Origin of the sequence: Sphaerisporangium melleum (assembly GCF_014646695.1) — a bacterium.
In the GTDB taxonomy this organism is placed as follows: Bacteria; Actinomycetota; Actinomycetes; order Streptosporangiales; family Streptosporangiaceae; genus Sphaerisporangium; species Sphaerisporangium melleum.
The window spans coordinates 1-19,960 of sequence record NZ_BMNT01000001.1; the positions used below are offsets into that span (position 1 = coordinate 1).

The following is a 19,960-nucleotide window of genomic DNA, read 5'->3' on the forward strand; positions in this document are numbered from 1 at the left end:
CACCGCCGACCTCCCCGTCATCGGCGACTGGAACGGCGACGGCACCGACACCCAAGGCATCGTCCGATAACCCCTGGAGACCTCCCTGCGAACCACGCCCCTGTACCGCCGATGACCTCGACGGACAGGGGCTTTCCTCTCTCGCCTCCCCACCAAGAACGAGGTGTCGCCACCCATGCCACAGATCACGTTGTTGTCGGATTCCCGGATCCTCGCGCTGCCGGTGGAAGAGTGCGGCCAGCCCCTGGTCGACCTGCGCGGGTCGGACGGGGTCCTCATCGACCGGCGGCTGGCCGATCCGGCGGGGGCCTACGCGCACCTGCGGCTGAGCGTCGCCGAACGGCTCCTGGTGGCCCAGGCGCTCCTGCCGCACGAGCTCCGGATCCTGGTGGTCGAGGGATACCGGCCGCCCGCGCTGCAGGAGCAGTACTTCACCGAGTCCGTCGAAGAGCTCCGCAGCCTGCACCCCGACTGGAGCGGGGAACGCCTCCGGGCGGAGGCGGGCCGGTACATCTCCCCTCCCGAGGTGGCGCCGCACGTGGCGGGCGCCGCCGTGGACCTGACCCTCTGCACCGAGGCCGGGGCCGAGTTGCCGATGGGCACGGAGGTCAACGCCACTCCCACCGGTCCCGACGGGGCCTGTTACACCGCCTCCCCGCTCATCTCGCCGGAGGCGGCCGGCAACCGGCGCCTCCTGGCGTCGGTCCTGACGGCGGCAGGGCTGATCAACTACCCCACCGAATGGTGGCACTGGTCGTACGGGGACCGCTACTGGGCCTACACGACCGGCGCCCCCGCCGCCCGCTACGGCCTGCTCGACGCCACCGCCCTGTCCGGCCGCCCCGCCCACTGAGAACGCCGGTAACCGCCCTCACCTGCGCCGCTCCCTGACCGCCGGGCGAGGGCGAGCCGCTCCCCAGCACCTGAGCCGCTCATCCTCGCCCCTCGGTCTGGCAAACTTGTGAGGGAGGCGGCCAAAGTGAACAACTCGCCATGCTCACATGGCCGCCAACTTATGAGAGACTCCAGGCTTGCGGGGCGGTAGCTCAGCCGGTCAGAGCAGCGGACTCATAATCCTTCACCCCTTATTTTGTGTGCTGACCTGCATAAACGCAGGTTTCCGCGTCTACGTGTGCAACCAATCCGTTGCTGTAGGTTTCCGCAGGTCACGGGCCTATACGGACGCTCTATGTGTGCAATAGGGATGGCCGGATGGCACACGGTCCGCCAAAGAGTCCTCCTACCTCTTGTAGGACATTGCCGTTACTGATCGCACACTGTTGGCTACTATCGGATATACGGCAAATCCTCGCCACCGACTCCGAATGGGCCTTCCCCCAGGCACCCTGCTGGCAGCCGGGACCGGCGAGACTGCGGGCCCGGAGCGACGGCCGGGAACCGCGGTCAAAGAAGGCCGGCACGCGGCGGCCCGCATCCCGCATCGGCCATGGCGAGCTCTCGCGCGTCCACAGTGTTCGAACTATCCTCGAACACGGGTAAACGCCGAGAGCGGGCCCCGGGTACACGCCCGAGGCCCGCTCCAGGTTGCTGCGGCTAGTCGAACTCGCCGTCCACCACGCCACCGATGAACGCCGCCCACTCGCCGGCGGTGAACCGCAGGACCGGCCCCCCGGGATTCTTGCTGTCCCTCACCGCCCGGCCACCGCCGGACAACTCTGCCACCTCGACGCAGTTGCTTCCATCAGACGTGCTGTGGGAACTCTTGCGCCAGGTGAGCTCTGGCTGGGTAAACGCCATGGCTCCTCGCCTCACAGTTGGGCCGACAGACTTTCCAGATGCGCCACGGTCGCCTCCTCGGAGAGCGCCAGCGCGCGCACATGGTCGTACTTGACGGTATAGCGGCTGACCTCTTCAGGTCGCTCCAGGAACAGGTCACCTATCCCTGTCTCGACGTAGACAAGAGTGCCATCCTCGGGTGTCGCGTACTCGTAAATGACGAATGATCCACTCATCGCGGCATGGGCGCCGGCCTCGTCCGGGACGACCTGGACGGCGATGTTCGGCCGCGAGCACATCTCGACGATGTGGCGGAGCTGGTCGCGCATCACCGCGGCGCCGCCGACCTTCTTCCGCAGCGCGGCCTCGTCGAGGATCACCCACAGGTAGGGCGGGTTGTCCCGCTCCAGAATCTCCTGCCGCGCGAGGCGAGCCGCGATCGCACGATCCACGAACGCCTGGTCCAGGACCTGACCGCCCCGGAACACCGCGGCAGCGTAGTCGGCGGTCTGCAGCAGCCCGGGGATGACGAGCGCCTCGTACATGTGGATATGCGCCGCGTCGGCCTCGAACTCGGCGACGCTTCGCGGGCCAAGAACGTCTTGGTAGTCCACCCACCATCCGCGCTGGCGTGCTTCCCGGGCGAGGGTGAACAGTGCTTCGCGGTGTTCGTCGTCGGTGACCCCGTAGACGTCGAGCAGGTCTCGGATGTCCCGGACGGCGGGGAGCTTCCACTCGTTGCGCTCGATGCGGGTGACCTTGCTGGGCGTCCACTCCAGTCGCTTGGCGACCTCGTCGGCGGTCAAGCCGACGTTGGTGCGGAGTTTGAGCAGTTCAGCCGACAGGCGTCGACGCCTGACTGTGGGGCTGTGGGTCATGGCCGGCCTTTCTGCCATCGGGCTTCGATGGTAAGTCCAGGCGGATCGGACCTAGCTGACATTTCAGTTAATTTATTTGGGTCTTGCAAATGCGGCCCGCTACCCCCAGCATAGAGCTACCCAGGCACTACGTGGAGTACAGACCGACGATCGGAGCCCACGGACAAGGACGCCTCTCACTCCCCGGCCGGCCACCTGTCACGCGGAAGCACATAGGTGGCGCGCCCAGGAATGGGATTCACGTAGCCCTCGTCCGCGAGCTTCCGCACGACCTTGCGGATGGTCCCCAGGGCCACCCCGAACTCCTGCTGGAGGTGAACGATGCTCGGGATCGGGTTCCGCTCCTTGTAGACCCCGGCCTCGATCCGCTGAATGAGCGTTTCGTGCACCTGCTCCCATACCCGCCTGTCAGGATCAAAGTTGATCATGGCGGCGACCGTATTAGGTCATGCCACAGCACAGCTTGCTGGAACCGGGCATGCCCTTTCATGGCAGGTCATGGCACGCAGTATTCGAAACTCTCCCAGCCACCCCGGCCGGGAGCCACGAGCCGGCGCGGTGGTGCCGATGCCGTCGCAGAGCACCACCGCGCCCCGGCCCGCCAGGAGGCCACGTGAACGACCTGAAGGAAGAGCACTGGCACGACCCCGACGGGGACCCCAGCGCTCTCGGCACGGTCCGCGACCTGATCCGCACCTCGCTGGCCGAATGGGGACTCGGCGACCTCGCCGATGACGTCACCCTCGCCATCGACGAGCTGTGCACCAACGCCATCATCCACGGCAAGCCGCCCATCGATGTCGTCCTGCGCGTCAACGGCAACTGCCTGGCCGGCGAGGTCACCGACCAGGCCCCGCTGTTCATCCCGCCCCCGCGAGTGAGCGACGAGTCCCTCAATGGCCGCGGCCTGCACATCGTGGACGAGCTCGTCGACAAGTGGGGCATCGACCCCACCGAGAGCGGCGGGAAGGTCGTATGGACCATGTGGCTGAACCGGTAGACACCCACCCGAAGCCCGGCCGTGCGTGTCTTCACGCCCCGCGCACGGCTGGATGAGAGGTCCCGAGCAGGCGCCTGCCGCCTGCACGTCTGCTCGGGGCCTCGCCCTCGGGACGTACTCCTCGATTCACACCGTCTCGGCATGGCCCGCCGTCCCCGCGGCGGCCCATGGCGTCACAGAAGTCGCCGGAGTCCCCATCCACCTCCCGGTGGTCCGGCGATGCGGGGCCCTGCATCGGCGAGGGATGCAGGGCCCCGCGCTCGACCCGCGGGCACCTCCGTGATCGCGCCCCCGTGGACGTGCCTCAGTTCTCGTCGGCCGGCCACTGGTCGCGCGGCGTGATGAACGTCCCCTTCGCCGGCAAGGTCACCAGATATCCGCGGTCTCGCAGTTCCTCGACGGCCCGCCGGATCGTTCCGAGCGCTACGCCGTACTCCTCGGCCATCGCCCGCTCTCCAGGAAGACGCGCCCCGGGGCCCAGCTCGCCTGCCCGGATGCGGGCGGCTACGTGGTCGGCGACCTGCGCGTACATGTAGGCCGCTTCGGTGGGGTCGAACGGCGGCACGGCCTGCGTATCTGCCATATGGCCCACCGTAGAAGTGCACTACGCGGCACAAACGTGCAGGTAGCGGCATGCCGCTATACACCGCTGTATGCCGCGTCATACTCTGCCCGACAGGCCCCAGAACATAGGGCGGGCCCGCCCGGCGCTAGCGACGACCGGACGGGCCCTTGACCAGGAAGCGAGGTCCTGATCCGATGACCCAGCCTAGCCACGACGACCACGCGCCACGCCTGCTGTGGGCGTGGGACGCCGAGACCCCCGCCGGGGACGGCGCCCGCGGAGTGACTCGGGCCCGCGACGACGCCCGGCGCGAGTTGCTCGCCGCCCTGGACGGCATGCCCGCGCAGAGTCAGGGCGTGATCCGCGCCGCCCGGCTCGACACCTTCGCCTCCCCGGAGCCGGGGTATGCGTACGGCGCGGTGACTCTGTCCGCCTACCGCGACGACACCGGGAAGACCGTCGTCCGGTCGGGCCCTCGGCCGGCGAAGCCATGACCGCCGCTCCTGAGGGGCAGAGCCTGTGGGCCCAGCTGGTCGATGAGGCTTACGCGGCGTTCGAGGCCGGCAAGCTGCGGGAGTTCCAGATCCCGCCGGACGCTGCGAAGCTCCTGCCTCTGGCGCGCGTGGAAGACGCCCGGATGATGATCCTCGCCGCGGCGTTCCAACGCTGGCTACAGAAAGAGTTCCGCCACCTCACGCCACCCCCCGGCGGATGATGCTCCTGTCCGGCCTGGTCGCCGGAGCGCCATGTACTCGTGGCGCTCCGGTTCGGGTCGAGGGGTTTGTACGCGGCCGTCATGTGCCGATTTCTACAACCAGGTTGTAATATGAGCTAGACTGCGGTATACACGACTAGTGACAGACGACGAGCCGGAGGTGAGCGACTCCATGCTCACAGAACGACTCGCCGAGACCACCCGGCGAATCGAGGACGGCGAGAAAGCCCGCGCCGAACGGGACAAGCTGCTACTCGAAGCCCGCCGGCGCGAGTGGACGCAAGAGCGGATCGCTGCGGCGACCTCGGGGATGACCCAGCAGGCCGTGTCGAAACGACTCCGCTACCTCGCGAACAACCCGCCCGCCACGGGCGAACCCACAACCGAATAGTCCTGCGCCCCGGAGCCGGTGCTACCAACACCGACCCCGGGACTTGACCACAGACCACCCGACTTCAACCAAGGGTCTGCGATCCAATGACGCACCTTAGTGCTCCTATGCAGGTCAACGGTAGTCCCGTTGATCATTTGCCCCCTATCGATCAGATCACCGCTTTCGTGGCCGCCAACCCGGGGGCCACGGCGGTCATCTGCGCGTCCGGCCTGGTGCTCCTGGTCCTGACGTTCTTCGCCCTCCGCGCGGCCTACCGTGCTCTCGCCTGGGGCGCCAAGCACGCTCTCAGCGCCACCCGAAAGGTGACCGAGGGCCGCCCGGCCGAGGACTCCCTGACCATCGCCGCCGCGGCGATCGCCACCGGCGTCTCAGCGCAGGGCATGTGGAAGTTCTCCGGAGACGTCCTCGGCTTCGACGGGCCGCTACGGCTGCTGCTGTTCGCGTTCATCGAGGTCGCCGTCATCACCAGCGCGGTGCGGGCGCGCCGCAACATGCGGGAGAACTTCTCCGCCGGCATCGACGGCATCGCCGTGTGGGTGCTGACGAGCCTGTCCGCGGTGCTGTCCGCCCTGGACGCCGACAGCATCCCCGGCGCCATCTTCCGTCTCGCCGCTCCACTGGTCGCCGCGTGGCTGTGGGAGCGGGGCATGGCCGTCGAACGGCACCGGCTCACCGGCCGGGGCCGGATCCACTGGCGTCTCACCCTGGAACGGGTCATGGTGTGGTTCGGCCTGGCCGAGGCCGAGGACCGGACCGCCAGCGAGGTGGACGTCCACCGGCGTCTCACCCGGATCGCCCGCGCCGCGGTCAAGGTTCGCGAGCTGCAGGACGCCGGGGTCTACGGCCGTAAGCTCGCCGCGGCCCAGTCGCGTCTCCGGGCCGCGTTGGAGCAGGGCGAGGAGCACACCGACCTGGCGACCAACCCGGACACCAAGCGGATCCTCCTCGACAAGGTGACAGCCCTGCGCAGCGGCTCCCATCTCGCTGGGCTGCCCGACATCGACCCGTGGGCCGGCGTCGACCACCCCGCGGCGAAGACCCGGGACGACCTCCCAGGGTCGCGACTGCTGGCCGCCGGGCTGTCGAAGTGGTCGCAGGAGATGCTCCGCGAACCCGCCGACGTGGTCGCCGCTCGCGGCCTTGGCCGCGGCCAGGACGCGTCCGGGACAGCGACCACCCCGGCGGCCGTCATCCCCGCCCCGCGACGGCGGATCATGGGCGACCCGGGAAGCCCGTACCCGATCGGCCGGCTGGTCCCGTTCGAGGTGTGGACGCGTCCCGAGCGGCGCCCCCTCGACGGCCGGTTCCCGCTGCCACCCGCGGACGGCAACCCGGACGGCCGGACAGGCAACGGTACGGGGCCTGGTGGTCGTGGGGACGGCAAGGGGACGCGTCCAGGACCCGGCCAGGACGACGACCAGAAGAAGCCCACTGAGCAGGACAGACGCCGGGTGGCGCAGTGGTGGGTCAAGCGCGTCAAGGCAGGCGAGGTCCTGTCCAAGTGGACCCTCGCCGACCGGACAGGCTTCAGGCCGACCTGGTGCGGCGACCGGATCGCCGAGGGCAAGGAGATCCTCGCCCGGCAGGGGTGGACGTTCGCCCCTGACGGCCGTCCGATCCGCCCGGCCGACACGGACGCCGATCTGGTCGCGTCCACGTCTCGTCCGGCCGCCGTCCAGCGGTCCGTGAACGGGTCCGCTCCCGCCGCCTCCTGAAAGCCCGTTCGGGGACGCGGGTGTGAACGTGTTCGCCGTTGCGACCACCGCGCGTCCCCGATCCGACCTTCCTTCTTCTCTTGACGTGGAGGTACCTCGTGAACTGGATGCAGGGCCTGTGGATCGCCCTGGGAGCCGGGATCGTCGTCCTGGTCTGGACGCGGCAGACCAAGGTGATCGAGCTCATCAGCTTGGTGTCGTTCGGCATCCTGACTGGCGCCATGCTCGCCGGCAGGACGACCTTCGCCGGGATGAGCATCAGCTCTCTGTGGAATGCGTTCTTCCAGTGAGCCGGCGGGACTGGAGGGTGTTCGCCGTCCGCTGCTGGGAGTTCCGCCCGTCCGGTGGCGGTGTGCTCGGCTGGACCGCGGTGACGCTGCTGCTCGGCTGGGTCACCGGCTTGCCTACGTGGGTGTGCGTGGCCGCGGTGGCTGTACTGGCCGGTTTCACTGTGGCCGGTTCGGCGCTGCTGGAGCTGTGGGGCGAAGCCGACCCTGAGGTGGGCGAGTCGTGACCGGGCTGGAAGCGGCCGTGGTCGTCGCTGTCGGCCTCGGGGTGGCCGCGGTGTCCCGCAAGTCGGGCCGCCGGTCGGCCAAGGCGACCAGGAGTGGCGGCCGGACCGGGCGGGTGCCGCGAAAGTCCCGCCTGGTCGTCATGTACAACTCGACGGGCGCCCGGCCGGTGGAGGCCGACGACGCGGGTACCGCCGCGGCGGAGATCGCCGGGCGGGTCCTGGGGTCGACGGCCCGGCGCAGCAGCCGGAGATGGCGGGCGGTCAAGACCGCGTGCAGCCGCGCAGGGAAGTGGGCCGCCCGACGGTCGCGGGCCCGGTGGGAGCACCGGCAGGCCGGCCGCACCGAGCAGACGATCGTCGACAAGTGGCGGGAGGCGTGGGCCAACCGGCCCCGCCGCGGCGGCGCGACACCGGCCCGGGTCCGCGTGTCGCTCCGCCAGGTCCTCGTGCTGCTCCGCCTCACCAAACCCGCCCCCGCCGCCGAGCAGGCTCCCGCGGATCGGGTCAGGCCGGTGTCCGACCCGATCCCCGGCCCGGACCCGCCCGACACGCCCCGCCCTCGCCCTCGACCCGTCTACGACCCGCCGAACACCTCTGGAGAGCCCGCTATGACCGCCCCCGCCGACACCGTCACCGACGCTGCTCCGCCCGTCGAGGTCGCTCTTCCCCCGCACTGGGCGACCCTGGTCGCGGCCGTCGCCGACTTCGACCCGGAGAACGACGCCGCTCTCATGGAATGGATGAAAGGCGAAGCCGCCGGCGTGGTGGCTTACGCCCAGGCGCTGGACTCGGCGCGGGAGAACTGCGTCAACGACGTCGGCCTCGACCCGTCCTCGGTCCAGGGCGTCACCATCTACAGCGAGCACATGTCGGACGCCTCGATCCGCATGGCCGAAGCGCTGGCCCAGTTCAGGGCCGTGTACGGGGAGGTCCTCGCCTTGGCGGCTGCGGGTGTGGTGCTTCCTCACAACGGCCGGTGGATGACCGGCGCCGCCAGCTCCTGACCCCCTTGTTCGAGCACCACCGGAAGGCCCCCTGATGACCGTCGACCCGATGACCCTCGACGCCGGCGAGGACGTCGCCGCCGCGTACGCCCGCCCGCCCGCACGGCGCCACGGGCTGCTCGGCCGTGCCGCCGGATGGGTGCAGGCCGACCACCTCCGGCGGGGCCCCCACCTGCTCGCCCCGGCCGTGTACGGCCTCGCGGCCCTTGCCCACACCATGGAAGCGCCCGCCCTGTTCGGGGTGCCGTTGACGGCGCTGGCCGCCCTCGGCATGTACACCCGGGCAATGAACCAGCCCGGCGACGCCACCGACCCGGCCCGCGCCGCCGCGGTCACCGTCCTCGCCGGCGGATGGGTCACCGCCGCCACCGCGCTCGGGCCCACCGCCGGGCCTCACGGTCTGATGACCTGGCTCGCCGCCGCCACCTACGGACTCACCTACTGGGCGTACCGCCGTGACCCCGGCATCGTCCAGGCCATCGCCTGGGAGAACGCCAAGGAGGACTGGCACGTGCGCGCCCCCCGCTACGGCCTGGGCGGATCGCACCTGCTGGATTGGCGGGAGACCCGCCTCGGCGAGCAGATGGTCGTCGACACCCGCGGCACCGGCAAACGCGCCTCCCAGCTCGTCGCCTCCGGCGTCGAGGAGCTGATCGCCGAAGAGGAGATGCTGCGCCCCTCCCGGGTGAAGGTCCGGCGGGGCGACATCGCCGGCCGGATCACGATCAGCATCCGGTACAAGGACCCATGGGCCGAAGCGCTGCCGCATCCGCTGCTCGACGCCACCCCGGAGATCCCCCTTCCGGCCGTCGCCGACGGGCGCGAGCCGCGGATCATCGGCTTGGACCCCGAGACCGGCAACCCTCTGCAGGTGTCCCTGTGGGACGAGGACGGGGCGAAACGCGTCCTCGTCGTCGCCATCACCGGCGGCGGCAAAACCGTCACCCTGTCCAACCTGATCGAGCGGGACACCGCTGCCGACAACGTGTTCCCCATCGGGATCAGCGTCGGCAAGGGCAAGGAGATGCGCCGCTGGCGCCCCGCCCTCGGGCTGTCGGCCTGCGGGCCCGGCGACCGGGTCAAGGCGCTACGGATCCTTGAGCTGGTCGCCGCGATCATCGACTGGCGGGCCGCCCAGGACGGTGACGAGGTCACGGTGATCCCACGTCGTTCCCAGCCGCTCATCCCGGTGTACGTGGACGAGGTGGACACCCTGCTCGGCGAGTCCGACGCCATCGGCATGGCGACCCGCAAGGTGTTCGGCGACCTGATGACCCGGGGTCGCAGCGAAGGCGTCCCGGTGGTCGTGGCCGGCGGTCGGGGAACCGTCGAGTTCCTCGGCAACGGCAAGATCAAGAAAATGTTCGACCTGTTCGCGCTGCTCAAGACCGCCGGGGAGAGCGAGATCCGGCATGTCCTGGGCGAGATCGGCCTCACGATGCCCGACATGATGCGCTACGGCGAAGGCCACTCCGGTGTCGCGCTCATCACCGACCTGGCCGGTCATTGGACGTCGGGCCGCACGTGGAAGCTCAAGGACCTCCCCGACATCGACCGTCTCGTCCGCAGCCGGACCCCGTGCCCGTTGGAGCCGGAGTTGGTGGAGTTCCTCGGCGACAAGCTTGCCGCGATCACCGGGGATGAACCACCGGCGCCGCGCCGGACCCGCCGCACCCCACCGAAGCCCGCGCCCGCCCCTGCACCGGAGGCCGACATGCCGCAGGACACCATCGACCGGGCCGCCCAGCAGCGCGCCGAAGCCCGCGCCCGCCTCGCCGAGGTCGTCGTTCCCGCTGTGGACGAGCTGACTGCAGGGCAGGCCAAGGCCGCGGCGATGGCCCGCCGCCGGCAGGCCGCCGACCAGACGGAGATGACCCCGGAGATCCGGAGCCTTCTGCTGCGGCTCGCCTCCTCCCCCGAGGGGACGACGACCCGGGAGGCGGAGCGGGCGATGCAGGCCGAGCTCGGCTACGAGGTCGGGGTGTCGAAGTCGGGGGCGTGGCGGTGCCTGGACAAGCTGCGCTTCGAAGGTGTCGTGGAGCTCCGAGGGAAGGGGCGGGGAGCCCGCTGGCACCTGGCCGCCCAGCCAGCCCCGGACCCGGCGCCGGGCGAGGGCGTGGACGGCGAGTTCGAGCACGAACTGGCCGTCGAGCAGATCGAAGAGGCCGCCACCGAAGAGGCCGCGGACTCCATCGACGACCACGAAGAGTAACCGTAATTGTCCCAGCAGCCCCTTCCGGGAATTGTCCCCAGCCCCTCCCCCACCGCCCCGTTATGGGGGAGTTGGGACATTCCTGCTGGGACATTCACCCGACGACCCCACCGTCACCCACCGTCACACGCAGGAGGTGCCCGCACGTGACTACCTGGACCGGACACGCCGAGACCCTCGCCGACACCACCGCCCTCGCCGCCCAGGCCGAGCATCTGACCGGCCGGTGCCGCGCCACCGGCCTGGACCCGCGGACATACGCCGGCATCATCGCCGCCACCATCGCCCTCGGCGCCTACCCCGTGAACGCCACCGGCACGCCGTGGCCACAAGACCGCGACCTGATCGAAGGCATCTGCGACCTGCTCGACGACATCGCCGACCGGTGGCACGACTACATCCGCCTCCGTCACGCCGCGGCGACCGAACGGGCCCGCGCACGCGCCCACCTGAACGCCACCAGCAACCCCCATGACAAGGAGTACCTGCAGGCCGTCGTCGCCGACTGCACGACCGCCCTGGACGTCCTGGCACCCCTCGCCGGACGGCTCCGCGCCGCCTCGGCCCGCCTCAACGACACCCCCGAACAGCTCGGCGAAACCTACGCCGCGGTGTACGACCTGGTCGCCCGCGGCGGGCAGATGCCCCGCAACGGCAGGTGGATCACTGGAGAGGACCCCTCATGCTGACCGATCTGCTCGCCACCCTCGCAGACCTGGCCGCCGAGAATGCGTGGATAGACCAGGCGCTGTGCGGCCAAGTCGACCCCGACCTTTGGTATCCCGAGGACGGCAACGCCGCCCAGGCCGAGCGGGCGAAGCAGGTGTGCCGACACTGCCCGGTGCGAGCCGAGTGTCTGGCCTACGCGCTCGACGCCTGCGAGGAGCACGGCGTGTGGGGTGGGCTCGGCCTGAAGGAGCGCCGCCGGCTCCGGCGTGACGCAGCCTGACCAAGATCGCCAAACGGAGGTACCGCGCACTATGTCCGCCACCCGCCAGAGCATCGACATCGTCTCGTTCGGCTACGGCCACGACGCCCCACCGCAGGCCGACGCCACCCTCGACGCGCGACGCCTGTTCCGCAACCCCCACGACGACCCCGCCATGCGCGAGCTGACCGGACTCGACCCGCGGGTACGCGACCACGTCCTCGCCACAGACGGCGTCCGCGACGCCATCACCGCGGCAGCCGGAATGGCCGTCGCCCTGCTGAAATCCGGCAAACCACACATCGTCCTCGCGGTCGGCTGCGGCGGAGGCCGGCACCGCGCACCGGCCATCGCCGAAGGAGTCGCCGCGGAGCTCCGCGCAAGAGACCTCCGGGCCGCGGTCCGGCACCGCGACGTCGACAAGCCGGTGATCGAACATCAAGAAGGGGACCCCAATTTCGCCACAGGCGAATGCGACGACACAGTGACCTGACCTCGCAAAGAGCTGCCGAAGCCCTGCGCGGTATGCCAAGGTGAGGCGGGGGCGGTCTAGGCGGGGATGGGCCGGGAACATACACTCACAGAGCACTGAGGCGAAATCAGGACATGCCGCCGAAGCATCCCGACAAGGAGATCCGCAAGCTTCTCGACGAAGCAGAGGACCAGGAGTGGGAGGTTGTTCCGCCGACAGGCCGGGGGTACTGGAAGATCAAGTGTCCGTGCGACGACAAGCACTGGAGCACCGTGAAGATCAGCCCGTCCAACCCCAACTACCTCAAAGAGCTCCGTAAGAAGTTGAAGCGAGAGACCTGCTGGAAGGAGGTGAGCTGACCCGTGAAGTTCCGAGCCGAGATGGGCATCGCCTTCGAGGGCGACCTCGCACTCCTCGAACCGCACCTCGACGACCTCATGGAGCAGCTCCTGGCCATCGAGGACGCCGACAAAGCGGTTGAGGACCCGGACATCACCGCTAGTCTCGCCAGCGGCGAGGCGATGATCAGCATGTTCCTCGACGTAGCCGATCTACCCGAGGCGGCACAGAAACTCGTGGCCGTAGTTCGCAGCGCGATACACGCCATTGGGGATGGCACGCCCGGCTGGGATGAGCTCGCTAGAGCAGTTCACGAGCAGTGCATGGCCGTACGCCCGGCCGATCAGGCGTTAGTAGACGCCTAAGACATCTTCCTTGACGCCCCGCTCCCATCGGGTGGCGGGGCGTTCGCGTTCCCGGGGTACACCAGCGGCGGCCGACCCGCGTCTCACTCCCGTGACCCCTCAAACCTCCCACCCCGCCCGCCCCTCACGGTTACTCCCGGGCGAGAAGACCGTTCTCAAAGTCACCGGTGGCCTGCTCGCAGTCGGCGCCTTCTTCTATGCCGGGTACCTCGTCGGAGGGACGCAGTCGAACGGCGAGGCCTCTGTGAGCGACAGGTGCACGAGCATCAAAGCCGAGGCGAGGAAGCACATCGAAAAGGGCGACCGGCTGCTCACCATCGACGACGGACAGCTAAAGGCCTCAGCCGAATTCCGCACGGGCGCACACCTAATGATCAATAACACGGACTGCTACACCCCCGGGGAAATCGCCTCCGCGCAAACACTGCTCGACACCGTCAACAAGGCGCCATAGCACCTGACGCTTTGCCATTGAGGCGGAACCGGGGCCGGGTTCTCGGCGTCGAGGGCCTCCAGGCCGGCGACCCGCTGCTCCAGCGCCGAGAAGTCCACCTCGGGGTTGGCGGCCTTGATGTCGGCGATGTCCTGACGGATGCCGGCGACGGCCGCGTCGATACGAGCCACGATCGCGTCGAGGTCTTCCTGCTTACCCATGATCTGTTCTGCCTTCCTGTAGAGGTGTGACTGCGCCTGCTCGATGCGGGCGAGTTGTTCAGGGATTCGTGCGAGGCTCCGGAGGGAGCTCCACCAGCGCACCGGTCACCTGCCGGTCACGACTGGCGGTAGGTCTCGGTGCGCGGGGCCGGCGTCGAGGTCGTCGTGAATCCGGCCGTGGCCGCGTCACCCGTGCTTCCGGCGGCGAACGACATCAGCAGCGACACCACGGCCGCGAGCCCTGCGACGGAGCCGACCGTGGGCCAGTCCACCTCCAGCAGCCCCATGGTTCCCGCGCCGACGATGCCGAGCGCAGCCTGGGCGGCGGTACGGACAGCACGCTCGACGGCGTCGGACCAGAAAGCTCCGGTCGCCCACTTGGATACAGACATTCGCCCCTCCTCAGGGGGTTCAAGGCCCGCTGAGGGGCGGGCAAGTGAAGAGACCCGCGTCGCCGCAGGTCAGATGGTCCGAGTTGCCTTGAGGGCAATTCAGGTCGTGACGAGGTCGTCGTTGAACTCGGCCCACACGGCGTCGAAGAGGTCCCGGTCAGCTTCGGTGTAGACGAAGACCTCGCGCTGCGCCCCATCGACGAACCGCAGGGACTTGCCGGGCGGCTCGCCGCGGCGGGCGACGTAGGCGAGCTTCAGCCTCTTGCCGAACGTCGGCGACAGCTTGCGAACCTCGGAGCCGGAGACGCCCTGCTCTTCCAAGTACTCGGCGACCGTCAGGAACCTCGTGGCGGGGTCCTGCTCCGGCTCGCGCCCCAGGCCGATGGCGAGCTGCTCGCGGGCCATGGCCTCTAACCACCGGTCGTCGACCAAGCCTTTGGCTGCGCCGAGCATCCGGATCCGCCGTTCGGCGCTTTCCGCAATCTCGTCGAGCTGTTGCCGCGTGGCCCGCGGGTTGAGCGCCCCACCCTGCGTCCAGTACGCCTCGATGGCGTCGGCGACTTCGGCCTGGTAGGCGACAAGCTTGTCCTTGACGTCCGCCGCGACCCGGTTCTCGTCGATGGTGGCCAGCAGCATCAGGAAGGTCCGCACATCGCACGTGACCATGTCTCTGACCTTGCCATCTGCTGCAACTACCGCCTTGGAAGCGGTAGTTGCCCAGCTCCGTTCCCGCAGCTTGCGGATCTGTGCCCAGTAGTCCAGGCCGATCGCCTCGACTGCCGGCTTCACGACGACATAGGGCTTGCCGTCCACGTCGATGGCGAGGATCTCGTCGCCATGGAATGGGATGTGGACGACTTCGTTGCTACCTTGAGGCATGGTGACTCTCAATCTCTACTTGAGGGTTCGCCAGCCCGGGAGCCTGTGCTCGCAGGCGCCCGGGCATACAAAAAGCCCCGACCGTCTGGTCAGGGCTGCGTGTGGTGCTGGACTTCAGGTCAGTCGGTCTTCTCCGGGCCGGCATCCAGGCGGATCGTCACGTGCTCGATGGCCTCCCGGATGCGCGCCACAAGCGCGTCGGGGTCCACGGCGGCGTCCTTCGCGGCGAGCGCCTCGGCCATCGCCTTCAGCGCCTCGTTCTGTGCGTCCAGCCGGGCCAGGATCTCCCGGTCCTTGTTGTAGCCGTCCTTGCCGTAGGCCCAGACCTGTCGCATGAACGTCTTGGGGTCGATCTTCTGCCCCTCGGGGAAAAGGCCTTCCCGTACGGCCCACAGGTCCTTGGTCAGGGTGTACGTGAGCCGCTCCACCACGGCGTCCGCGACCTCTTTGGCGCTGGGCATGTCGTCTCCTTCGTAGTCGGGGTAGCCGTAGCCGTAGATCCGAGGGCTGGATCGGGCGACGGTCTTGCGGTACACGCCGTCGCCGTTGAAGTACCGGCCGTCCAGGCTCCCGCTGGTGTTGCCGCCGATCGTGGTGATCTCGCCCGGGGTGACCTTCTCCACCCACTCCACGTGGGTGCCGCCACCCGGGCCGTAGTACACCAGCGCCCCCTCGCGGGGCACTGTGCCGAACCGGCCACGGGCCCTAAACCACGTCACGCCGGTCCCGCAGCCGGCGGTCCAGGGGAACTCCACGTCCGGGGACAGCCCCGCGCGGCCCAGGCACACCGACACGAAGGTGTGACACCACGGGTACCCGTACCCGTCGGCCGGGTAGCCGGGAAGCTTCCCGAACTCCCGGTTGAACGGCGTGTCGTTGGTGCCGTGCTCCCGGTACCCGATGTGCCGCTGCACCTCTCGGCGCACCCTTTCGAGGGTTGTCACGGGTCACACACCTCCTGCGGGTCGTTCGTCTCGTAACTCGGCAAGGCGTGTGGTGAGCTGCTCACATCGGTCCTGGAGTTGAGCTAGACGCGCGAGGGTCTTGGTGAGTTCGTTCTCCAACTCGGCGATGCGCCTGTCCCGGTCGGCGAGTTTCTCGTCGCGCTCGGTCAGGCTGTTCTCCAATCGCGTGATGGTGCTCTCCGCCCGGTCCAACGCCACCTGAAGCGCCTGGACGGCTTTCTCCGCGCCGCCGATGAACACGCTTTCCAGCTCGACCGGCTGCCGCTCTTCATCCATGCGGGCTTTCCGCAGGTCGACGCGTGCTTTGACCACGGTCGTCAACGCCGAACCGGCACCCCCGGCGAGCAGTGCGACCACTGCCGGAGTGAGCCAATCAGTCGCCAACAGATCCCCCGTATCTATGAATGGTTCGTTCGATCCCGGCGACCGACCGGGCGCGGGCCCCGCAGGCCACGGCGAACGCCAGCAGCATCACTGCGGGATACAGGGCACGCACACCCGCGTAACCCAGCACAACAAGGCCGTACACCGAACAGGCTGCCGCCAGGGGCCATAGCCCGGCCCGTTCCAGCCGTAACCCCAGTAGCAGAAAAGCCGGCCGCAGGTACCTCAGCAGGATCCCGGCGATGATGAGTGCTCCGCCCAGCAACTGCATGACGCCCCACACCCACACCACCACCCCGGGCAGGGTCGAGTTCAGGCTGGCCGGTGGCACCACCCCGAGGATCAGGGCGACCCCCGCCCCGAACTCCACGACCCCGAATAGAAGCTCGAAGGGATGTTCCGCAAGGGGCACGAACCTACGCATGGCTGTCCCGTCTGCTGGGTTCTCCGGCTGGTCGGATGGGTGCCGCCCGCCCTGTGGTGAGACCGCGGGCGGCACGGTTCAGAAGCTCATGTTGGCGTCGCGCAAACTGTTGATCAGCGCGTTGAGCTGTGCACGGACCTCGCGCACGTCGTCGCGTAACCGGGCAACATAGTCCTGGTCATAAGACGCCGGTGCGGTGGCGCCTGCGGTCATGTTGGCCGCGATCTCTGTGCGAGCGGCTTTCGGGATCTCGGGCGGGATGAGGCTGTAGTCCTGCCCTGTCTCTGATTTCCACCGCATCTCGCCGTTCACCACATAGATGTGGGCGCCGTCGTCTGGCGCCTCGGGCTCGATCCGGTTGGGCATCACCCACCCGGCGGAGGCTTTCGTCTGAGGAGGGCGTCTCTGTCCGCTGCTGAACTGGCCGGCCTGGCCTGCCTGAAGTCCGGCGATGACGTCGAGGATGTCGTCCCTGTACTCGGGCATCAGTCTTCTGCCTCCTGGAAGGTCAACGTGCACTCCTCCTGGCCGGCGCCCTTCGTGGGCGGCTTGAACGCCAGGCCGACGACCCTCCAGCGCTTGGCGAAGCTCGCGACGCCAGCCACGATGGGCCACCAGGTGTTGGCGAGCATCACCGTGACCCGGTCGCCCAGGTTGCCGGGGCCGAAGCTGGAGTTCGGTTCGAGTCGCACGGTGGCCTGGTGGACCCGCACCGTCCCGGCCCGGTTGGTCGCCCACCAGGTGGCGTAGGCGTTGAGAGTGGTGACCTCGGTGACGCTGGAGTAGTCCGCGGTGACGTCCAGGCCGGGCCAGCCGGCGTCGATGTGGTCCTCGGCGAGCACCACGTCCGACACCAGCGGCTCAGAAGTGCTGCTCGCGTCGTCCTGGATGCTCTCGCCGCGGGTCTGGAACGCGGTCCCGCCGCGGGTGGCGTCCACGTCCTCCTGCCAGGACAGGACGTTGCCGGGCTCCTGGAACTTGTAGTTGGTGGCGTCGCTGCCGAGGGTCGGGTAGCCCCATGTCCACACGCGGGTGCGGGTGCCGTCGCCGTTGTCGACGACTTGGATGCACCATTCGAACCCGTCGTCGACCTTGCCGAGCTCGGCGAGCCGGTCGCCGTAGGTGCTGGACTCGGACGCCAGATAGGTCCGGTCGCGGAGGACGTCCGTCGTGCCGGCCTGCATCTGCAGGTGGATGTCGTAGCGTGCCTCGGTCTGCATTTCGTGGAGCAGGCTGCGCGCTATCTCCACCTGGTCGGTGGCCGTGAACGTCAAGTCCTTACGGATCTTGACGTGTGTGAGGTAGGACTCCAGGCTCGCCCCGGAGAGGCTGACGGAGATCGGCCCCCGGCCCTGGCGGCTCACCGACGCGGACCAGATGATGTAGGACCCCCACACGACGCCGTTGCGGTAGACGTGCACCACGGTCCGCCCGGGACCGGTGGAGATGTCCTCGGGGTGCCGCGGCAGGATACGGGCGACCTTCGCAGCGGTGACGCCTTCGTCGTCCTCGGGGATGAGGATCCCTGCGGAGAACGTGCCGGCTTCGCCGATGCGCCGCTCGTAGGACACGTCCTTCAGGTCGAGGTCCTTGCAGATCAGCTCATCGGTGCGCAGGTCGCAGAAGACGTAGGTGTAGTGGACCTGCCGGGCGTCCGCTGGGAGCGCCGGGACCGTCGGTGGTGGGGTGTCGGAGCCTCCGCCTGTCGCGTCCTGCTGCGGGACCAGGATCGTGATGGCGTGCAGATCGGCAAGACTGGCGCTGGCCTCGAACAGGGCTTCACCGGTCGAGCCGGGCGAGGTGATGGTGCGCGTGGCCAGGACGGCGGAGGTGTACACCTGGGACCGAGCCTGGGCGCGCTCGGCGAACCCCGAGGGGGCAGCCCAGGTCGCTGTGTTGCTGAAGGCGCTGGCGCCGGTGGCGACGCGCAGCTCGGTGGCCGTGCCCGATGGCAGGCTCCCGGCCGGGGAGAGGATCTGGCTACCCGAGGACCGGGCCGAGGTGACGCGAGGTGTCGCCGACGAGGCACCCGAAATCGCCGCGACGATGACGACACTGTCACCGGCGGCGCCCTGGGTGCAGGTGTAGGAGGACGGCTCGGAGACCTCAGCGGTGCGCCACCAGACGCTGGTGCGGCTGCCCTCGGTGCTGACCTGCGCCAGCGGGATCCACCCGCCTGAAGGGGTCTGCATCCCGGACGGCCGGTCGGACACCTGGATGAGAAAAAGCAGATCGCCTACGGCGAGCGTGGGCGCCGTCGCCTGGAATGACGGGGAGGCCGAGGTGGTCGTCGCAGCGGCACGGAACGGCACGACTCACCCCCTGGATGGTCGCGGCGTCCCCGAAGGTCACAGGTAGGCGGAGGAGAACAGCAGCTCGACGAGGTTGTCGCCGCCGCTGGACGGGCTGTAGGAGACGAGGCTCGTGCCGGCGGGCAGCACCCACTCCTCGACGGGGACCGACAGGTCGGACAAGGCGTCCATGCGGTCGGCCCCGGCCAGCGTGACCGTGCCCTTGTCGGTGTCGACGAGGAGCTGCTGCCCGGAGGTGAGGGTGATGATGAACCGCAAGGTCCGGCTGTTCGTCACATTGGTGATCGCCGGGTTGGTGACGGGCCCGTTGATCCTGATCAGCGGGTTGGTGGAGATGTCCCCGTCGTTGACGCAGTAGTTCACCCCGCCCGGGGCGACGGTCACCGACTGCTGTTGCAGGTCGTAGCGGCGAGGGTCTGAGCAGGTCCACCGCACCGACGCCGCGGTGAACCCTTGGCCGTAGTGCTCGGCCGGCAGGACGCGGCCGGACACCTTCGCCTTGGCCTTCAGCGTCTCCCCGTTGGCGCGGATCACCAGTTCCTGCTCGGAGCCGTCCTCGGAGGCGCCGATGAGGCGGCGGAAGTCGCGGCGGGACACCGCGAACCCATTGGCAGGGTCGTCGGAGATCGCGATGACGGCGCTGACCTGCCGCTCCTGGGCAAAGTCACGGCCGGTCCACGACCCGTGCCGCGCCGACCTGGGCGCGTTGCCCGAGTCCAGCTCGGGCAACTCGTCCCAGCCCTCAACACTGATGACGAAGTAGGGCGCCACACCGAAAAGAACCTGCTTGGCCCACTCGATCTGGAAATCACCCGTGAGCAGCCGGCCGGGCAGGTCGGGGGCCGACGCGGCGATCGGGGGGAAGGTGGACGTGGTGGCGAAGACGCCCAGGCCTAACTGGGTGTCGTAGTCCACGGTCAGCGCCGGGAAGGCCGACGTCGTGGCGAAGACGCTCAGGCCGACCGTGACTGACGGGGAGGTGACCGTGATCGCCGGGAAGGCCGACGTCGTGGCGAAAACACCAAGGCCGATCGGTGCGTGGACCGGCCGGGACCGGGACCGGGCGATGGGAGTGGATGGGAAACCTCGGCCGATCCGAGCCACGAGCCCCC

At 69.0% G+C, this 19,960-nt stretch carries 28 protein-coding genes; 15 read left to right on the plus strand and 13 right to left on the minus strand.

What is annotated here, in order from left to right; translation table 11 throughout:
• Positions 1-175: 175 nt before the first annotated feature.
• Positions 176-853, plus strand: a complete 678-nt coding sequence (locus tag IEY93_RS00005) for a M15 family metallopeptidase (RefSeq protein ID WP_189160813.1) — start codon at positions 176-178, stop codon at positions 851-853.
• 701 nt (positions 854-1,554) lie between these two features.
• Here IEY93_RS00005 and IEY93_RS00010 read toward each other — a convergent pair.
• From IEY93_RS00010 to IEY93_RS00020, 3 genes are all read right to left on the minus strand, one after another.
• Positions 1,555-1,758: a DUF397 domain-containing protein gene (locus tag IEY93_RS00010; RefSeq protein WP_189160814.1), complete on the minus strand. Its 204-nt coding sequence runs from the start codon at positions 1,756-1,758 to the stop codon at positions 1,555-1,557.
• A gap of 11 nt (positions 1,759-1,769) precedes the next feature.
• Positions 1,770-2,633: a helix-turn-helix domain-containing protein gene (locus tag IEY93_RS00015; RefSeq protein WP_308425719.1), complete on the minus strand. Its 864-nt coding sequence runs from the start codon at positions 2,631-2,633 to the stop codon at positions 1,770-1,772.
• Positions 2,634-2,791: 158 nt separating this feature from the next.
• Positions 2,792-3,043: a winged helix-turn-helix domain-containing protein gene (locus IEY93_RS00020; RefSeq protein ID WP_189160816.1), complete on the minus strand. Its 252-nt coding sequence runs from the start codon at positions 3,041-3,043 to the stop codon at positions 2,792-2,794.
• A gap of 185 nt (positions 3,044-3,228) precedes the next feature.
• Between IEY93_RS00020 and IEY93_RS00025 the strand changes: the two genes are divergently transcribed.
• Positions 3,229-3,615, plus strand: a complete 387-nt coding sequence (locus IEY93_RS00025) for an ATP-binding protein (protein WP_189160817.1) — start codon at positions 3,229-3,231, stop codon at positions 3,613-3,615.
• A 304-nt stretch (positions 3,616-3,919) separates the two neighbouring features.
• Here IEY93_RS00025 and IEY93_RS00030 read toward each other — a convergent pair whose 3' ends face one another.
• Complete coding sequence (locus tag IEY93_RS00030) at positions 3,920-4,198, minus strand: winged helix-turn-helix domain-containing protein (RefSeq protein ID WP_189160818.1); 279 nt, start codon at positions 4,196-4,198, stop codon at positions 3,920-3,922.
• Between the two features lie 176 nt (positions 4,199-4,374).
• On the opposite strand from IEY93_RS00030, the gene IEY93_RS00035 reads away from it, so the two are divergent.
• From IEY93_RS00035 to IEY93_RS00095, 13 genes are all read left to right on the plus strand, one after another.
• Positions 4,375-4,674 carry a hypothetical protein gene (locus tag IEY93_RS00035; protein ID WP_189160819.1) on the plus strand — a complete coding sequence of 100 codons (300 nt, stop codon included), beginning with the start codon at positions 4,375-4,377 and terminating at the stop codon, positions 4,672-4,674.
• A complete protein-coding gene (locus tag IEY93_RS00040; protein WP_189160820.1) occupies positions 4,671-4,895 on the plus strand; it encodes a hypothetical protein in 225 nt (74 codons plus the stop codon). The genes IEY93_RS00035 and IEY93_RS00040 overlap by 4 nt, the downstream gene beginning before the upstream one ends.
• A gap of 139 nt (positions 4,896-5,034) precedes the next feature.
• Positions 5,035-5,286, plus strand: coding sequence for a hypothetical protein (locus IEY93_RS00045; RefSeq protein ID WP_189160821.1), 252 nt, complete (start codon positions 5,035-5,037; stop codon positions 5,284-5,286).
• Positions 5,287-5,423: 137 nt separating this feature from the next.
• Positions 5,424-7,004: a hypothetical protein gene (locus IEY93_RS00050; protein ID WP_189160822.1), complete on the plus strand. Its 1,581-nt coding sequence runs from the start codon at positions 5,424-5,426 to the stop codon at positions 7,002-7,004.
• Positions 7,005-7,102: 98 nt separating this feature from the next.
• Positions 7,103-7,294: a hypothetical protein gene (locus IEY93_RS00055; RefSeq protein WP_189160823.1), complete on the plus strand. Its 192-nt coding sequence runs from the start codon at positions 7,103-7,105 to the stop codon at positions 7,292-7,294.
• Positions 7,291-7,518 (plus strand): hypothetical protein, encoded by a 228-nt coding sequence (locus tag IEY93_RS00060; protein WP_189160824.1) that lies wholly within the window; start codon positions 7,291-7,293, stop codon positions 7,516-7,518. The genes IEY93_RS00055 and IEY93_RS00060 overlap by 4 nt, the downstream gene beginning before the upstream one ends.
• On the plus strand, positions 7,515-8,522 hold the full coding sequence (locus tag IEY93_RS00065) for a hypothetical protein (protein WP_189160825.1): 1,008 nt from the start codon (positions 7,515-7,517) through the stop codon (positions 8,520-8,522). The genes IEY93_RS00060 and IEY93_RS00065 overlap by 4 nt, the downstream gene beginning before the upstream one ends.
• A gap of 34 nt (positions 8,523-8,556) precedes the next feature.
• Positions 8,557-10,734: a hypothetical protein gene (locus tag IEY93_RS00070; RefSeq protein WP_189160826.1), complete on the plus strand. Its 2,178-nt coding sequence runs from the start codon at positions 8,557-8,559 to the stop codon at positions 10,732-10,734.
• Positions 10,735-10,880: 146 nt separating this feature from the next.
• Positions 10,881-11,423 (plus strand): hypothetical protein, encoded by a 543-nt coding sequence (locus IEY93_RS00075; RefSeq protein WP_189160827.1) that lies wholly within the window; start codon positions 10,881-10,883, stop codon positions 11,421-11,423.
• Positions 11,417-11,683 carry a WhiB family transcriptional regulator gene (locus IEY93_RS00080; protein WP_189160828.1) on the plus strand — a complete coding sequence of 89 codons (267 nt, stop codon included), beginning with the start codon at positions 11,417-11,419 and terminating at the stop codon, positions 11,681-11,683. Before IEY93_RS00075 ends, IEY93_RS00080 begins: the two co-directional genes overlap by 7 nt.
• Positions 11,684-11,714: 31 nt before the next feature.
• Entirely contained in the window at positions 11,715-12,155 is a 441-nt protein-coding gene (locus IEY93_RS00085; RefSeq protein ID WP_189160829.1) for a RapZ C-terminal domain-containing protein, read from the plus strand.
• Positions 12,156-12,268: 113 nt separating this feature from the next.
• Entirely contained in the window at positions 12,269-12,493 is a 225-nt protein-coding gene (locus tag IEY93_RS00090; RefSeq protein ID WP_229690740.1) for a hypothetical protein, read from the plus strand.
• 3 nt (positions 12,494-12,496) lie between these two features.
• Positions 12,497-12,838: a hypothetical protein gene (locus tag IEY93_RS00095; protein WP_189160830.1), complete on the plus strand. Its 342-nt coding sequence runs from the start codon at positions 12,497-12,499 to the stop codon at positions 12,836-12,838.
• A 390-nt stretch (positions 12,839-13,228) separates the two neighbouring features.
• On the opposite strand, the gene IEY93_RS00100 is transcribed toward IEY93_RS00095, so the two are convergent.
• The 9 genes from IEY93_RS00100 to IEY93_RS00140 all read right to left on the minus strand — a co-directional run bounded on the left by IEY93_RS00100 (position 13,229) and on the right by IEY93_RS00140 (position 19,952).
• Positions 13,229-13,492 carry a hypothetical protein gene (locus IEY93_RS00100; protein ID WP_189160831.1) on the minus strand — a complete coding sequence of 88 codons (264 nt, stop codon included), beginning with the start codon at positions 13,490-13,492 and terminating at the stop codon, positions 13,229-13,231.
• A gap of 116 nt (positions 13,493-13,608) precedes the next feature.
• Complete coding sequence (locus IEY93_RS00105) at positions 13,609-13,884, minus strand: holin (protein ID WP_189160832.1); 276 nt, start codon at positions 13,882-13,884, stop codon at positions 13,609-13,611.
• Positions 13,885-13,983: 99 nt separating this feature from the next.
• Positions 13,984-14,763 (minus strand): phage antirepressor N-terminal domain-containing protein, encoded by a 780-nt coding sequence (locus IEY93_RS00110; RefSeq protein ID WP_189160833.1) that lies wholly within the window; start codon positions 14,761-14,763, stop codon positions 13,984-13,986.
• 119 nt (positions 14,764-14,882) lie between these two features.
• Positions 14,883-15,707, minus strand: a complete 825-nt coding sequence (locus IEY93_RS00115; RefSeq protein ID WP_189160834.1) for a CHAP domain-containing protein — start codon at positions 15,705-15,707, stop codon at positions 14,883-14,885.
• 3 nt (positions 15,708-15,710) lie between these two features.
• A complete protein-coding gene (locus tag IEY93_RS00120) occupies positions 15,711-16,085 on the minus strand; it encodes a hypothetical protein (RefSeq protein ID WP_189160835.1) in 375 nt (124 codons plus the stop codon).
• Positions 16,086-16,101: 16 nt separating this feature from the next.
• Positions 16,102-16,482, minus strand: coding sequence for a hypothetical protein (locus IEY93_RS00125; RefSeq protein WP_189160836.1), 381 nt, complete (start codon positions 16,480-16,482; stop codon positions 16,102-16,104).
• Positions 16,483-16,614: 132 nt separating this feature from the next.
• Entirely contained in the window at positions 16,615-17,022 is a 408-nt protein-coding gene (locus IEY93_RS00130; RefSeq protein ID WP_189160837.1) for a hypothetical protein, read from the minus strand.
• Positions 17,022-18,848 carry a hypothetical protein gene (locus IEY93_RS00135; RefSeq protein ID WP_189160838.1) on the minus strand — a complete coding sequence of 609 codons (1,827 nt, stop codon included), beginning with the start codon at positions 18,846-18,848 and terminating at the stop codon, positions 17,022-17,024. The genes IEY93_RS00130 and IEY93_RS00135 overlap by 1 nt, the downstream gene beginning before the upstream one ends.
• 36 nt (positions 18,849-18,884) lie before the next feature.
• Entirely contained in the window at positions 18,885-19,952 is a 1,068-nt protein-coding gene (locus IEY93_RS00140) for a phage distal tail protein (RefSeq protein ID WP_189160839.1), read from the minus strand.
• Positions 19,953-19,960: the final 8 nt, after the last annotated feature.

What these genes read in the sequence shown, in the direction of transcription:
- IEY93_RS00040 (WP_189160820.1), top strand. Translation starts at nt 4,671, where the DNA reads ATGACCGCCGCTCCTGAGGGGCAGAGCCTGTGGGCCCAGCTGGTCGAT.
- IEY93_RS00070 (WP_189160826.1), top strand. Translation starts at nt 8,557, where the DNA reads ATGACCGTCGACCCGATGACCCTCGACGCCGGCGAGGACGTCGCCGCC.
- IEY93_RS00005 (WP_189160813.1), top strand. Translation starts at nt 176, where the DNA reads ATGCCACAGATCACGTTGTTGTCGGATTCCCGGATCCTCGCGCTGCCG.
- IEY93_RS00100 (WP_189160831.1), bottom strand. Translation starts at nt 13,492, where the DNA reads ATGGGTAAGCAGGAAGACCTCGACGCGATCGTGGCTCGTATCGACGCG.
- IEY93_RS00085 (WP_189160829.1), top strand. Translation starts at nt 11,715, where the DNA reads ATGTCCGCCACCCGCCAGAGCATCGACATCGTCTCGTTCGGCTACGGC.
- IEY93_RS00090 (WP_229690740.1), top strand. Translation starts at nt 12,269, where the DNA reads ATGCCGCCGAAGCATCCCGACAAGGAGATCCGCAAGCTTCTCGACGAA.
- IEY93_RS00030 (WP_189160818.1), bottom strand. Translation starts at nt 4,198, where the DNA reads ATGGCAGATACGCAGGCCGTGCCGCCGTTCGACCCCACCGAAGCGGCC.
- IEY93_RS00010 (WP_189160814.1), bottom strand. Translation starts at nt 1,758, where the DNA reads ATGGCGTTTACCCAGCCAGAGCTCACCTGGCGCAAGAGTTCCCACAGC.
- IEY93_RS00080 (WP_189160828.1), top strand. Translation starts at nt 11,417, where the DNA reads ATGCTGACCGATCTGCTCGCCACCCTCGCAGACCTGGCCGCCGAGAAT.
- IEY93_RS00110 (WP_189160833.1), bottom strand. Translation starts at nt 14,763, where the DNA reads ATGCCTCAAGGTAGCAACGAAGTCGTCCACATCCCATTCCATGGCGAC.
- IEY93_RS00035 (WP_189160819.1), top strand. Translation starts at nt 4,375, where the DNA reads ATGACCCAGCCTAGCCACGACGACCACGCGCCACGCCTGCTGTGGGCG.
- IEY93_RS00020 (WP_189160816.1), bottom strand. Translation starts at nt 3,043, where the DNA reads ATGATCAACTTTGATCCTGACAGGCGGGTATGGGAGCAGGTGCACGAA.
- IEY93_RS00105 (WP_189160832.1), bottom strand. Translation starts at nt 13,884, where the DNA reads ATGTCTGTATCCAAGTGGGCGACCGGAGCTTTCTGGTCCGACGCCGTC.
- IEY93_RS00015 (WP_308425719.1), bottom strand. Translation starts at nt 2,633, where the DNA reads ATGGCAGAAAGGCCGGCCATGACCCACAGCCCCACAGTCAGGCGTCGA.
- IEY93_RS00130 (WP_189160837.1), bottom strand. Translation starts at nt 17,022, where the DNA reads ATGCCCGAGTACAGGGACGACATCCTCGACGTCATCGCCGGACTTCAG.